At 69.2% G+C, this 12,759-nt stretch carries 11 protein-coding genes, 1 tRNA gene, 2 pseudogenes and 1 riboswitch; of the genes and pseudogenes, 7 read left to right on the top strand and 7 right to left on the bottom strand.

The window, feature by feature from the left end; genetic code table 11:
• Positions 1-468: 468 nt before the first annotated feature.
• Positions 469-2,232, bottom strand: coding sequence for an MOSC domain-containing protein (locus tag ACIP94_RS09880; RefSeq protein ID WP_402422114.1), 1,764 nt, complete (start codon positions 2,230-2,232; stop codon positions 469-471).
• A gap of 324 nt (positions 2,233-2,556) precedes the next feature.
• Here ACIP94_RS09880 and ACIP94_RS09875 point away from each other — a divergent pair.
• Positions 2,557-2,748: pseudogene (locus ACIP94_RS09875) on the top strand (alpha/beta fold hydrolase); the annotation flags it as partial.
• A 249-nt stretch (positions 2,749-2,997) separates the two neighbouring features.
• On the opposite strand, the gene ACIP94_RS09870 reads toward ACIP94_RS09875, so the two are convergent.
• Entirely contained in the window at positions 2,998-3,891 is an 894-nt protein-coding gene (locus tag ACIP94_RS09870; RefSeq protein WP_402422112.1) for a phosphorothioated DNA-binding restriction endonuclease, read from the bottom strand.
• Between ACIP94_RS09870 and ACIP94_RS09865 the strand changes: the two genes are divergently transcribed.
• The 3 genes from ACIP94_RS09865 to ACIP94_RS09855 all read left to right on the top strand — a co-directional run bounded on the left by ACIP94_RS09865 (position 3,890) and on the right by ACIP94_RS09855 (position 5,494).
• A complete protein-coding gene (locus ACIP94_RS09865) occupies positions 3,890-4,474 on the top strand; it encodes a hypothetical protein (protein WP_402422109.1) in 585 nt (194 codons plus the stop codon). The genes ACIP94_RS09870 and ACIP94_RS09865 overlap by 2 nt on opposite strands.
• Before the next feature lie 24 nt (positions 4,475-4,498).
• Positions 4,499-4,744 carry a hypothetical protein gene (locus tag ACIP94_RS09860; RefSeq protein WP_402422106.1) on the top strand — a complete coding sequence of 82 codons (246 nt, stop codon included), beginning with the start codon at positions 4,499-4,501 and terminating at the stop codon, positions 4,742-4,744.
• Between the two features lie 306 nt (positions 4,745-5,050).
• Positions 5,051-5,494 (top strand): transposase, encoded by a 444-nt coding sequence (locus tag ACIP94_RS09855; RefSeq protein ID WP_402422103.1) that lies wholly within the window; start codon positions 5,051-5,053, stop codon positions 5,492-5,494.
• A 226-nt stretch (positions 5,495-5,720) separates the two neighbouring features.
• Here the strand turns inward: ACIP94_RS09855 and ACIP94_RS09850 are convergent, their stop codons facing one another.
• On the bottom strand, positions 5,721-6,020 hold the full coding sequence (locus ACIP94_RS09850; RefSeq protein ID WP_402422100.1) for a putative quinol monooxygenase: 300 nt from the start codon (positions 6,018-6,020) through the stop codon (positions 5,721-5,723).
• Between the two features lie 173 nt (positions 6,021-6,193).
• Between ACIP94_RS09850 and ACIP94_RS09845 the strand changes: the two genes are divergently transcribed.
• The 3 genes from ACIP94_RS09845 to ACIP94_RS09835 all read left to right on the top strand — a co-directional run bounded on the left by ACIP94_RS09845 (position 6,194) and on the right by ACIP94_RS09835 (position 9,883).
• A complete protein-coding gene (locus ACIP94_RS09845; protein ID WP_402422097.1) occupies positions 6,194-6,544 on the top strand; it encodes a hypothetical protein in 351 nt (116 codons plus the stop codon).
• 187 nt (positions 6,545-6,731) lie between these two features.
• A riboswitch (M-box (ykoK) riboswitch) is annotated at positions 6,732-6,905 on the top strand.
• A 336-nt stretch (positions 6,906-7,241) separates the two neighbouring features.
• Positions 7,242-8,588 carry a magnesium transporter MgtE N-terminal domain-containing protein gene (locus ACIP94_RS09840; RefSeq protein ID WP_402422095.1) on the top strand — a complete coding sequence of 449 codons (1,347 nt, stop codon included), beginning with the start codon at positions 7,242-7,244 and terminating at the stop codon, positions 8,586-8,588.
• A complete protein-coding gene (locus tag ACIP94_RS09835; RefSeq protein WP_402422092.1) occupies positions 8,585-9,883 on the top strand; it encodes an NRAMP family divalent metal transporter in 1,299 nt (432 codons plus the stop codon). Before ACIP94_RS09840 ends, ACIP94_RS09835 begins: the two co-directional genes overlap by 4 nt.
• Before the next feature lie 387 nt (positions 9,884-10,270).
• Here the strand turns inward: ACIP94_RS09835 and ACIP94_RS09830 are convergent.
• The 4 genes and pseudogenes from ACIP94_RS09830 to ACIP94_RS09815 form a co-directional block, all read right to left on the bottom strand.
• Positions 10,271-10,357, bottom strand: a pseudogene (locus ACIP94_RS09830) (hypothetical protein); the annotation flags it as partial.
• A 281-nt stretch (positions 10,358-10,638) separates the two neighbouring features.
• A tRNA-Pro gene (locus ACIP94_RS09825) sits at positions 10,639-10,712 on the bottom strand.
• A gap of 48 nt (positions 10,713-10,760) precedes the next feature.
• Complete coding sequence (locus tag ACIP94_RS09820) at positions 10,761-11,531, bottom strand: Pr6Pr family membrane protein (RefSeq protein WP_402422089.1); 771 nt, start codon at positions 11,529-11,531, stop codon at positions 10,761-10,763.
• A gap of 136 nt (positions 11,532-11,667) precedes the next feature.
• A complete protein-coding gene (locus tag ACIP94_RS09815; RefSeq protein ID WP_402422086.1) occupies positions 11,668-12,594 on the bottom strand; it encodes a metallophosphoesterase in 927 nt (308 codons plus the stop codon).
• Positions 12,595-12,759 lie beyond the last annotated feature (165 nt).

Raw genomic sequence — 12,759 nt, 5'->3', positions numbered from 1 at the left:
TTCCCCCGCAGCTGGACATCCGGACCGGAAAACTCACTCTATAAGGCTGACCTGCGATGAAGCGGCCGGTTTGGCACCGGATCCTCCTCGGGGGGACGTACCGGCTGGCAGGATCATGACCCACAGCGCAGCAACGCGCATCGTCCGGAACAAGCCAACGGACCAGCGTTCGAGAGACACCTCACGGCGTATGTTCTCGGTCGCCTCCGCCGCAGTGACGGGGCGGTGGCGACGGTCCCGCCGCGGGAGCCGGAGCGATCCGTGGAGCCGGGATCTACTCCCGGCGCCGCTGTCGCGCCGATCACGGATCCGGCCTTCCGCCGATTCGCGCCGTTCGGTACCGGTCCCCACGAGGGGAGGGACCGGTACCGAGCGCCGCGTCGCGCACGGGCTCGCCCCCAACTCACCGCTCGCCACTCACCGATTACCGCCCACGGCGGCTGCCGCCCTCGGTCCTGGGCTGGAGGCCTAGAGGTCGAGAACGACCTCGGTGGCCGGTTCGCTGCAACAGACGAGGACGGTGCCGGCCTCGGGGAGTTCGAGGGGCGGGACGGTGTAAGTGATCTCGCCCGACACCAGGTGGGTCACGCAGGTGTGGCAGACACCGGTGCGGCAGGACCAGCGGGTCGGGATGTCGCAGGCCTCGGCGAGTTCCAGGAGTGACGCGTGAGCGGGTGACCAGGGGGTGATGACGCCGCTGCGGGCGAAGGTGATGAGGGGACCGGTGCCCGGCGGACCGGGCGGCTGGTGGGGCCGGACCGCCGCCGTGGGCGATACGCCGGGATTGATGGCGGGCAGTGCGCTGAACCGTTCGGTGTGGATCCGCTCGGGACGCAGACCCTGATCCCGCAGAAACCCACCGAGGTCGTCCATGAAGGCGGTCGGTCCGCACAGGTAGGCGTCGGCGTCGGGGGGAATGCCCTCGGCCGCGAGCGAGGCGGCGTTCGGGCGGCCCCGGGTGATGCGGGGCTCGTCGGGACCGGGGGCGGCTTCGCCGGTGTAGTAGATGTGCTCGTGGCCGTGGGGGAGCTGTGCCAGGAGGCCCCGGGCCTCGTCCGCGAAGGCGTGGTGGGCGCGGTCGTGGGCGGTGTGGATCCACCAGATGAGGCGGGTGTCCCGTACGGCGGCGAGCTGGTGGAGCATGGCGAGCACGGGAGTGGCGCCGATCCCCGCGGAGATGAGGACGACCGGGCGGGTGCCCTCGCCGAGTACGAACGTTCCGCGCGGGCCGGCGACGTCCACGAGGTCCCCGGGGCGCAGCGAGGTGTGGATCCAGCCGCTGACCTTCCCGTGGGGCTCGCGTTTGACGCTGATGCGGTAGGTGAAGGCGGTGGGTGCGCAGGACAGGGAGTAGCTGCGTACCACAGGGGCCGCTTCGCCGAGTGCGAGGCGGAGGGAGAGGTACTGGCCGGCGCGAGCCTCGGGCAGGGGCGTGTCGTCGGTGGTGTCGAGGTAGAGCGACAAGACGGTGGGGGTCTCGGGGACGATGCGGGCGACGCGCATGGCCTTGAAGCCCGGCCAGGCCGGCTCTTCTCTGGGCTGCTGGGTGGCCGCGCGTTCACCCGGCCATCCCGGTTCCTGTTCGGGCTGCCGGGCGGCGGCGAGTTCGCGGAAGGACTGCTGCCATCCGGGGCTGAGGGCCGGGATGTTCAGTGCTTTGCGCAGCTTCGCGGGGTCGCGGTCGGGGAGGTAGAGCAGCGCGTCGGTGTCGGCGACACTGAGTTCTTCGGGACCCTTGCGGATCAGGGTGATCTCGTCACCGGCCTGGACGCGTCCCTCGGTGAGGACGCGCAGGTAGAAGCCGGGGCGGTGGTGGGCGACCAGCAGGGCGGCCATGGCGGGTTCGCCCAGGCGCATGCCGACGCGGTAACAGGTCACGCGCGGCTGGGTGACCTCGAACTCGGCCTCACCGATGCGATAACGGTCGCCGATGCACACCTCGTCGTCGGGCAGGCCGTCGACGGTGAAATTCTCCCCGAAGATGCCGAACGTCAGGTCGTCACGGCCGAGTTGCCTCCGCCAGTACCGGTAGGACTGCACCTGGTAGACGAGAACGGCACGAATGTCACCGCCGTGACCGGCCAGATCACCTTGACCGTCCCCCTCGATATTCAGCCGCCGCACCATCCGGGGTCCCCGCACGGGGGATTTCCAGGCCCCGGTGTGGACGGTCCTGCCCTGCCAGGAGACGTCCCTCGGCATTCCCACATTGACGGACAACAGCGTCGCCATAGCGGACCTCCTGCGGGGTGGCCGGCCAGAGGGGGACTCCAGGGATTCTTTCGAACGGAGGAACGGGAGCGAAAGGCCGAGCCATTCGCTTTCCCGGGCGGCCATTCATCATGCGGACCCTTCATATTGTGCATGGCGCGAGGGGTTGGGTTGTGCATGGCGCGAGGCGGCGGCTGTGCGGGGTGGGAGGTGGCGGCTGTGCGGGGTGCGAGGCCGCGGCGAAAGCGCCGCCGGAGGTGTCACTCGGCTGCGGCGTCACTCGGCTGCGGCGTCACTCGGCTGAGGTCCCGCGGGAGCGCTGATAGCGACGCCTGGCCTTCATACGCCCGGGTGCCGCTGCCGGCGGTCTGGGGCGCCAACGACGAGATCTTCGGCCCCGACGGCGCCACGGCCTTCGGCCGGGACCTGCCCGACGCAGAGATCCATCTGCTCGACTCCGGGCACTTCGCCCCGGGGAGTCACATCGAGACCATCACCGAGCACATCCGGGACTTCCTGTCCCGCGTCCTCGCATGACGCGCAGGGGGACACCACGCGGTGCAGACCCCGGCCGACTCCCCGGCGGCCCGCCCTGCCCACCGACGAGCAGCCGCCTGCCGTGAACGGCCGGCCGGACATTACGGTGGGACACGAGGGCCTGCGCGCGGTGAGGATTCGACACCTTCACACACACGGGGGCCTTCGCCACGATCAAGACCGGCTGGCGTTGACAACGCTCGTGATCACTACACCTAGCCCCTTGGAAATCCCGCATTGAACACCGGGTCAGGCGGCGGTGGGGCGTGGGCTGCCGTGGAAGACCTGGCTGGTGTGCCAGGAGCGGTGGGCGGCGGCGATGGGCGGCGTGCCGGGCTGAGGGCCGATGAGCGGACGGCCCGCGAGTGCTGTGACATGCTCGCGGGCAGCCTGGCTGCGGCCGACGAAGCGTTGTGAGACCAGGATGTGGTGGCCGTCGCCTATGCCGAGGACGCCTTTGTCGAAGAGCTTGTGGTGCAGCGAGCACAGGCACAGTCCGTTGTCGACGTCGTCCGGGCCGTCGAACGCCCACCAGCGCACGTGCGCGGCCTCCAGTCCGACGGGCGCCGTGCCGATCATGCCGTCGTAGCCGCAGAAAGCGCACTGGTACTCGTAGGCGGTCAGCACCATCTCCCGCATCCGCCGGTCCCGCTGCCGCCTCTCGGACGCCGCCAGAGCGTCTGTCTCCGCCACTTCCAGTTCCAGGCCGACCGCGTCGCACAGGTCCTGGTGCAGCGACGGCGGGAAGTGCAGATCCAGCAGCACCCTTGCCATGCGGCCCAGCAGCGACGGTTCCCGCCCGAGGGCCGCACGAAGGTCCGGTGCCAGCCGACCGGTGGCCCGGCTGGCCCGTAGTTCCCGCACCCCGGTGCCAGGGCTGCCGACGCCGTGATCGGTCCGCACCTCCCATACCCCGTCACTGACCAGGTGATGGAAGGGATAGGCAGGGGTGGTCCCGCGCGCCGGACCGTACTCCGCCAGCAGTTGCTTCAGGTCCGCTTCCACCGCGCTGTACGCCAACTCGTCCGCGGCGTCCGCCTGAAAACGGCCCAGCGCGTACAGCAGAAGCAACGGCTTGTGCGGGGCCCGCACCCCGTCCCGGCTCCACTGCCTCAGCTTCGCGGCGCGCTCCAGCCAATCCATGACGGTGATCGTAGTGAGGCTTCGCCGCACATCATGCTGTCCGGGCTCCAACTCCTCCTGCGCCCGCGACGGGCCCACCGGCTTCGCCCATGCGCCTGCCGGCCAGCCATTCCAGCGCGGGCCCGCTACCGAGGAACAGGACGATGGCGGAGCCGCCTGCGGCGGACTTGGTCTTGACGGCGAGTACGGACCCGGCGCCGAACAGCAGCACGGCACAGTCGGCAAGGTCCTCAGCGGCGACGGCCGGGTCGGGAGCGCAGTCAACGGGGCGCTCGGCAACATCAGCGGCGGCCTGACGGCCGACGTGTGGAACCATCAGGACGGCGCGACGATCGGGTGGGGCGCAGTGACGAACGCAGTGACCGGAGCGGCCGGAAACGCCGCCGACGACGCGCACTTCCATCACATGGAGGAACGCGGCAGCCTCGTCGGCGAACACCTCAGCGACAGGGGCAAACTCACCGACTCCGCGTACAAGAACTCCTTCAGCACCGGCCTCAACACGGCGGTCTACGCGGCGGCCTCCGGCATCGAGTCGGATGTCCACAACCTGGCCAAGGACACCGAGAAAGCGGGCGAGTGATCTGTGTACGGTGAGCTCGGGAACGTGATCCTCGCGGGGGTCGCCCACAACAACCCGAACTACGACCCCGGCTGGAAGGGCTTCTTCTCGGCGCTGATCGTCATTGCTGGGGGTGCACTCATCCTGGCGGGTGTGACCGCGGGCTTCACTACGTGGCGTCGCGCCGAGCAGCCGCGTGAAAAGGGTCTTTGGCGGGTGCTCCTTGCCACGACGGGGTGCTTCGGGGTCCTGGGCCTCGCGATCATCGCCGTCGGCGTGTGGCTGTACTGAGCCGCACATCCCGTGGCCCCTGCGGAGGCGGCAGGGCGACAGCGTGCCAAACAGCGGGCCTGCTACGCCTGAAGGGTGCCAATATTCGCGTATCGCTGCTGACCTGCGGTGATTCGGCCGACGGGTGATGTGGCCTCAGGCCGCGCGGTCATACTCGTTGACGAGTCCGCCGAGGGTTTCGTGACTTCTTCCGCCGCCGGCGGGGCTAGGGCTACGTCCGCGAACCGTACGAGCGCCTGCGCCGCAGCGCGCACGCGGCGCGGGCGTAACGCCGAGCCGAGTGCGGGGATCACCGACTCCCGATCGGTGGACGGTTCCGAGACCGTCGGCGAGGAGAGCCGCGGATACGACGGCGGCAAGATGCGCGACGGGCGCAAGCGCCCCGTGTTGACCGACAGCGAGGGCCAGCTGCTCAAGGCGACCGTCACCCCGGCCGACGTGCACGATTCCAAGGCCGCGCCGGAGCTGATGGAGAAGTTCATGGCCGAGCCGGGCCGGCTGCTCAAGCTGGTGTGGGTCGACTCCGCCTACCGGGGGCAGGCGCCGGCCGAGGCGTTCGCCCGCCCTGGCTTGAAGGTCGAGGTGGTGCGTCGCCCCGAGGGCAGCGCGGCTTCACCGTGCTGGCCCGCCGCTGGCTGGCCGAGCGCACGCTGGGCTGGCTGTCGCGCTCACGTCGTCTCAACCGTGATCACGAGGGGCGCGGCGACCACCACGAGCAGAAGGTGTGGTGGGCCGCCTCGATCAGGCTGACCCGTCGTCTGGCCGGGGATGCTCCGCACTGGCCGGAGAAGTGGGCCCACCGGTTGTCTCCGGCGCGGGCCTGAACAGCCCGTTCTGGCGTACCAGCCAGCCGCGCGTCTTGGGCATATAGGCGCGGTGGCGTACTTTCTCCACCTCGTTCCGGCACCGACCGCTGCTGTCCGTGCTTGTTGGTGTCAGCCGGTGGTGTCAGCGACTGATGCGGTCTTGACAAAGTCTAAAGTCCCAGGCCGCCCATAACAGACAACTCCTGCCTGGTGAACTCTCCCGTCAAAATCGGCATCGCCTTGCCGATGGCAGCCTTTGTCTCCGGCAGCTCTAGCGAAGCATCGTGATGCCCCTTGCTCTCCCAGACCTCGGTCACCCAGATCGTCACGTCATCGTCGTCGGACACGCTGACAACGTAGAGGTGGCATCCCGCCTCGCGGAGACCGTCCACACCACTCAGCAAAATGGAGACGACTTCGTCGCGGGAGCCGGGCTGGGTCTTCATCGAGCCGATGTAGCCGTAAGTCATCGTGACTCCCTCTCCCAGGGATGGGCCGGTGCCTGCCTGGACCAGGACCCTGCCATCGGCGGCCTGAAGACACAAGGACGGGAGGTCACGGCCGAACACCCCCGCCATCGAGTCCGGCCCCCGTTCGGGAGTCGGCGTGGTCAACGGCACCCACAAGTGACAAGGAGCTCTCCATGCTGGCCTCCCTCGGCACCATGCCCGAGCCGGCCCACCAACTCTCCGGCCTGAGAAGCTGCACCCAGCCCCTCCGCCTCGACGGCCACCGCACGGAGTGCGCGGTCAACAAGACAACAGGCGAGATCGGCAACGTCCTGCGCCACCTGGACTCCGCCGGCCTCCCCGCCGGACAGCGCAGGTTGCAGGCCCACGCGCTCGCGAGTCAGGGCGAGGGGCGCACCTATTCCTCTGGTAGGAGCTTGGTAGGAGGCTGGTGTGGAGGAGGCTGCGTCGAGCTGGTGGTTCTGCCCAACCTGCCGACGATTGTCGCGAAGAGGGTGCGTACCGAGCGGGCCGAGACCGCCTAGCTGGACCGCCGCCCGAACGTTGAATTGGTCTAGCGGTGCTCCAGGTGGGAAGGGCCGGAGAGGGAGAGCGCTGCGGTCGCTCCGCGTATCTGGAGCCACACTGGGACAGGCGGGTCAGTCTTACCGAAGGTGACCGGCGCCGTTCGTGGGGGAGCCACAGCGGGCGTATGCTGGGCCCGGTTTGATTGAGGCACCTCGTTCGGTGAGGCGTCTTCACGGACACAGGCCACTGACCCGACGACGTCGAGAGACGCCCAGGTTCAGGACACCTCTCCCCGGCCTAAGGGGTGAGGCCAAGTGGCTTCCCGCCGGGCGGGATTACGCCGTGGAGTGCCAAAGCTCTGACGAGTTGGGGTGTACCAGGCGCAGCGCGTCCTGGTCGCTCCTTGCCGAGTCGTTGCGACGCCCCAGGGTGTCCCGGCCGGAAGGAGGCGAGAGATGGACAGTAGTCCGGGCCATAGTCGGCCCCATTCCGTGTTGTCCTCGTCCTTGCCGTCCCGCCGCGGCACGAGGCAGCCGATCCTCCCCTGACGCGTCGTCCGGCCCGCCGTCGGCCGAACGCTCATATCTGCCGATCTCTCGGCTGACCTGGGCGTTTCTCATGGTCAGGGCGATTTGGTGCTGTCTGCTGCCGCCCGGTGCCCCGCCGTCTTGCCGGGGCTAGGGGGTGTTCATCTTGGCCACCAACACTCTGCTCATGTCCACCACTGCCCGCCTGCGCGGCCGCCGCGTCCAGCTGGAACGACGGGCCACTGCCTCCAAGGCCGTACGCGCCTCCCTGGTTTCGCTGGCCGGGCTGGTCGGGGGTTCGGTCACCAACCAGGCCGGGGAGGAAGTCGGCCGCGTGGTTGACATCGTCGCCCGCCTGTACGGGGCCGAGCCCTACCCGCCGGTCACCGGCCTGGTCGTCCGGGTCGGCCGCCGCCACGCCTTCCTGCCCGCCGACGCCGTGGAGAAAGTCCACTCCGGGCGGATCGCCCTGCGCACCGCCCGTCTTGACCTGCGCGAATATGAGCGCCGTCCCGGCGAAGTGCTGCTCGCCCGAGACGTACTCGATCACCAACTCGTCGACGTCGACGGGGTGCAGGTCACCCGCGCCGCCGACCTGTACCTGGCTCCACTCTCGGACCGGGTGGTCCTGGTCGGGGTGGACGTGAGCCTGCCGACCCTGCTGCGCCGACTCTGCCCGCGCCGCTGGCAGGTGCGCCCGACTCCGGAGCGGGTGCTGGACTGGCAGTCCGTCGCCCCGTTCGCCGAGCACGCCACCGACGGGCCTGCCCAGGTCCAGTTGCGTGCCTCCCGACGTGGGCTGCATCAGTTGCGTCCGGCCGACCTGGCCGACCTGCTCGAAGACCTCGGCCGGGCCGAGCGACAGCAGCTGCTGCACATGCTGGAGCCGGGAGCCGCCGCGGATGCGCTGGAGGAGATGGAGCCGGCCGAGCTGGAGAACCTGCTGCGCGAAGCCGAACCGGAGCATGCCGCGCGGCTGGTGGAAGAGATGGAGTCGGACGAGGCCGTGGACGCGCTACGTGACCTCCACGCGGACGAGCGCGAGCGGCTGCTGGAGGGCATGCCCGCCGACCGTGCATCACACCTGCGTCGACTGCTGGCCTACCCGGAGGGCACGGCCGGCGGTGCGATGACCACGCTGCTGGTGACCGCCCGTCGCGAACAGACCGTCGCAGAGGTACGGGCTGTACTGGCTGCACAAGCCGAGCACCGCACCGAGATCGATGCCATCGCGGTCCTGGACGACGACGGTCGCCTCGTCACCGACATCGCCCTGTTTGACCTGGCGGTGGCCGAGGACGCCACCAAGGTCGCCGACCTGATCAGCTGGCTCGCCCAGTTCGGGCCACCGGTGACCGTCCGCCCCGACACACGTCTGCCCGAAGCCGCCGAGCAGCTCGTGGCCGCCCGGGTTTCTTCCCTCCTGGTCGTCGACGACACCGGCCGCCCCCTGGGCCGCATCCTCGCCGACGACGTCCTGGACACCCTGCTGCCCGAACGCGGGCGCCTGCACTTCCGGAGGATCCTGCAGTGACCACGAGCGACCGCGACACCACCACGGTGGCGGCGCCCGCCACCGTTACCGGCACGCAGCGGCGCGGCTTCGGCCGCCTCGCGATGATCGCCGCGATTGCCGGTCCCGGTCTGGTCGCCGCCAACGCCGGCAACGATGCCGCCGGCATCGCCACCTACGCCTCCGCCGGGTCCCAGTTCACCTACGGCACCCTGTTCTTCATGGTGCTGGTCACCATCGCCCTGGTGATGGTGCAGGAGATGGCCGTACGCCTCGGCGCGCACACCGGCAAAGGGCTGGGTGCACTGATCCGCGAACAGTTCAGCCTCCGCCTGACCGGGCTCGCGGTGCTCTGCCTGCTGCTGGCCAACACCGGTCTGGTGGTGAGCGAGTTCGCGGGAATCGGCGCGGCCTTCGAACTCCTGGGCGTGCCGAAGTGGGCGGTCATCCCGCCTGCGGCGATGCTGCTGTGGTCACTGGTGCTGTTCGGCTCCTACCGGTGGGCCGAACGCATCTTCCTGATCATGTCGTTGGCGTTCTTCGCCTACCCCATCGCGATGATCCTCGGCCACCCCCACTGGGGCGACGTCAGCAAGCACCTAGTCGTTCCGCACGTGGAGCCGAGCAAGGACTTCATCCTGCTCGCGGTCGCACTGATCGGCACGACCGTCAGCCCCTACATGCAGTTCTACGCCGCCGCAGGCGTGGTGGACCGGGGCGCCAAGCCCGAGGACTACCGGCTTATCAAACTGGACGCCGTGCTCGGCGCCGTCTTCGCCTGCATCATCAGCCTGACGATCATCATCGCCACCGCCTCCGCGATCGGCGGCACCGGCCCGCTCAACTCCGCCGCCCAGGCCGCCGAAGCGCTCAAGCCCGTCGCGGGGAAGAACGCGGAACTTCTCTTCGCCGTCGGCCTGATCGGAGCATCCGCCCTGGCCGGTGCCGTCGTCCCACTGTCCGCCAGCTACGCCATAGGAGAAGCCGCCGGCGTCGAGCGCTCCGTCTCCCGAAGCTTCCGCGACGCCCCACTGTTCTTGGGGTTGTTCACCGCCCAGATCGTCCTCGGTGCCGCGGTGGCGATGACCCCGGTCGACGTCATCCAGCTCCTGATCGGGACACAAGTGCTGCAGGGCCTGATCAGCCCGATCGTGCTGGTCTACCTGCTGGTCCTCACCAACCGACGCTCACTGCTCGGTCCCGCGGCCAACAGCCCGCGCTACCGCATCGCCGCCACCACCGTCGTGATCGGCGTCGCCGGCATGTCCTCCATCCTGCTCATCCAGACAATCCTCGGCTGGTTCGGCCTCGCCTGAACCCGCCCAGGCACCGCAGCGAAGCGCCCTGCCGCTTGCAGCACGGCTTCTAGGTGAGGACCAACGACCGACTCAAGCTGGAGAGGCGCCGTTCATCGACGGAGCGACGCCTATCCGGACACAGGCTTGCAGTGCGGCCTCATCCTTGTCAGGTCGATCACGGGGTGTCGGTGACGCCAGTCAACTTGCGCGCAGCCTCGGCTGATCGTCTGCTCGGGTTCGGCGCTGACCGCCACCGTACGCGCCTGTTGGCGTCAGCTGCTGGTGTCATCCAGTACATGCAGTCTTGACAGATGCACCCCGCCGGTCACGCCTCAGATGCTTGCCACCAGTTCAGCGGCTCTCCGTCTGGTCCGAACACGTTGCTGAAGCCCCACTCGACCAGCACGGACGCTTGTCGCCGGGACGGAGCGGGAGCACGGCCCATCCCCGTTCTGCGGCGTCCAGCGCGGCGTACAGGAGGTGCCGGTTCATACCGCCACCCCCAAAGCGTTCCAGGAGAGGAATCGCGCTCCTGGTCGGTCACAGTAGTCAGGCGACCACAGAAGCGGTCTACCGCAAACAGCTCCGACCCGTGATCACGAAGGGTGCCGAAGCGATGAACGACATCTTCGCCGAAGATCAGGAAGGGGAGGACGCGGAAGACTACGAAGAGGGCGACGCGGTGGCCTGATCAACTTCGGTTGGCCCCCTGTTTGGCCCCGGAGACGTCAGGGCCCACCTACTAGTGACTAGTAGGTGGGCCCTGACCAGCGTCGGGGTGGCGGGATTTGAACCCACGACCTCTTCGTCCCGAACGAAGCGCGCTGCCAAGCTGCGCTACACCCCGATGTCGCTGCCTGTCGCGGCGACGACGTTTACTTTAGCCCACTGGCGGCTAGAGACGAAATCCGGTTTTCGAGCGGCGGCGGGTGGGGTCCGGGCGGAGGTGGTCGACGGCGACCATGAGGAGGGCCACGGTGAAAAACGCGAGGCCGAGCAGGAGTGCGTTGGCGAGGACGCTCCGGTAGCCGAGCCGGCCGGCGTCCAGGAACGGGTAGAGGTAGCGATCCGGCGCGCCCGGTGGCAGCCGCTCCCCGCGGATCAAGGAGAAGGCCAGGTAGGCGATGGGGTACAGCAGCCACTTCCTCGCCTGCCGCACGCTCAGTGGGGCCGGGCTCGTGAGTGCCAGCCAGTCGAACAGCGCCGCGAGCGGGATCAGTGAGTGCAGGATCTGACTGGTGAGCGCCTGCCAGATGGGGTGGGTGCCGGGCTGGCCGATCAGGGAGAACGGGCCTGGTTCGTTCACCAGGAGCACGTGGTAGACGAGGCCCGCGATCAGGGCGTAGAAGACAGTGCCGCCGGTCACCAGTGCGGGCAGCGGGCGCTGGGCCGTCCGCGCTCGCCAGGCCGACAGGACGAAGACGAGCACGAGCAGTACGTTGACCTGGATCGTGAAGTAGCCCAGCACCCGCGTCGGGCTGCCGAGACGCAGGTCCAAGGCAACCGCGGCGGCCGCGGTCAGGGCCACCAGCAGGCGGTAGGTGCCCACCTTCGGGCGGTGCACGGGGATCACCACGGCGGTGGCGGGAACGGCGGACGGCAACACCGTCTGCACGCCCGGCACCGCGGGGAGGTCCGGGATGTCCTTGGGGATCGGCCCGATCATGTCCTCACGCTAAGCAGATCGGGCACAGCGGGCGATGTGGGTGGTCTGGGTGGGTTACGGGGCGGGACGTGGCGCCCGCTCCCTGGCCCTTCGCGTCGGCTTCGCTTCGCTCGCTCCGCGCGTCGGCGTCCCTGCGCTACCCCCTTGCGACCAGCGTCAGCAGCGTCGCCTCCGGCGGGCAGGCGAACCGTACCGGGGTGTAACGGTTCGTCCCGCAGCCGGCCGACACGTGCAGATAGGAGGTGAGACCCTCCGCCGTGTGCCGGGACAGGCCCTTCACCCGGTCCGTGTCCAGGTCGCAGTTGGTGACCAGGGCGCCGTAGAACGGGATGCACAGCTGGCCGCCGTGGGTGTGGCCCGCGAGGATCAGCGGGTAGCCGTCCGCCGTGAACGCGTCCAGGCTGCGCAGGTACGGCGCGTGCACCACACCCATCGAGAAGTCGGCCGACGCGGAGGGGCCGCCCGCCACCCGTGCGTATCGGTCGCGTTTGATGTGGGGGTCGTCCAGGCCCGTCAGCTCGATCTCCAGGCCCTCGACCTTCAGCGTCCCCCGGGTGTTCGTCAGGTTCAGCCAGCCCGCGGCGTCGAAGCCGTCCCGCAGGTCCTCCCAGGGGTTGTGGAGGGCTCCGACTACGGGCGGGTTGCCGTTCAGACCGTGGCTTCCCCCTGCCTTCTCCACCAGATAGCGGGCGGGGTTGCGGAATCTGGGGCCGTAGTAGTCGTTCGACCCGAAGACGTACGCCCCCGGGAACTCCATCAGCGGGCCCAGCGCGTCCAGGACCTCCGGCACGCCCTCGGGGTCCGAGAGGTTGTCCCCGGTGTTGATCACGAAGTCGGGGTTCAGCCCGGCAAGCGAGCGCAGCCAGCGCTGCTTCTTCCGCTGTCCGCTGACCATGTGGATGTCGGAGACCTGGAGCACTCGCAGTGGACGGGTCCCGGGCGGCAGCACGGGGACCGTCACCCGGCGCAGCCGGAAGGAACGGACCTCGAACCCGGCCGAGTACAGCAGTCCGGCGGCGGCCACCGCCGTGATTCCCAGGGGCACTCCGTATCGCGCGCGCATACGACCATCGTGTCAGAACCACGGCACACCCACGTCCCCGCCTGTGGACAACCCCAGCCGGGCGGGGGAAACAGAAGCAGCGCCGGGCGGTAGGGGGCGGTAGGGAGCGGTAGGGAGCGGTAGGCGGCCACGGAGGGGTAGTTGGGGGCTGCGGAAAGTCGACGA

The organism is Streptomyces sp. NPDC093261 (assembly GCF_044753645.1).
GTDB lineage: Bacteria > Actinomycetota > Actinomycetes > Streptomycetales > Streptomycetaceae > Streptomyces.
This window is presented reverse-complemented; position numbering and strand designations above follow the sequence as displayed.

Coding starts and splice junctions, on each gene's coding strand:
- ACIP94_RS09880 (WP_402422114.1), bottom strand. CDS start 2,232: ATGGCGACGCTGTTGTCCGTCAATGTGGGAATGCCGAGGGACGTCTCC.
- ACIP94_RS09865 (WP_402422109.1), top strand. CDS start 3,890: ATGACGGTGATCGTAGTGAGGCTTCGCCGCACATCATGCTGTCCGGGC.
- ACIP94_RS09870 (WP_402422112.1), bottom strand. CDS start 3,891: ATGGATTGGCTGGAGCGCGCCGCGAAGCTGAGGCAGTGGAGCCGGGAC.
- ACIP94_RS09850 (WP_402422100.1), bottom strand. CDS start 6,020: ATGACTTACGGCTACATCGGCTCGATGAAGACCCAGCCCGGCTCCCGC.
- ACIP94_RS09845 (WP_402422097.1), top strand. CDS start 6,194: ATGCTGGCCTCCCTCGGCACCATGCCCGAGCCGGCCCACCAACTCTCC.
- ACIP94_RS09840 (WP_402422095.1), top strand. CDS start 7,242: ATGTCCACCACTGCCCGCCTGCGCGGCCGCCGCGTCCAGCTGGAACGA.
- ACIP94_RS09820 (WP_402422089.1), bottom strand. CDS start 11,531: ATGATCGGGCCGATCCCCAAGGACATCCCGGACCTCCCCGCGGTGCCG.
- ACIP94_RS09815 (WP_402422086.1), bottom strand. CDS start 12,594: ATGCGCGCGCGATACGGAGTGCCCCTGGGAATCACGGCGGTGGCCGCC.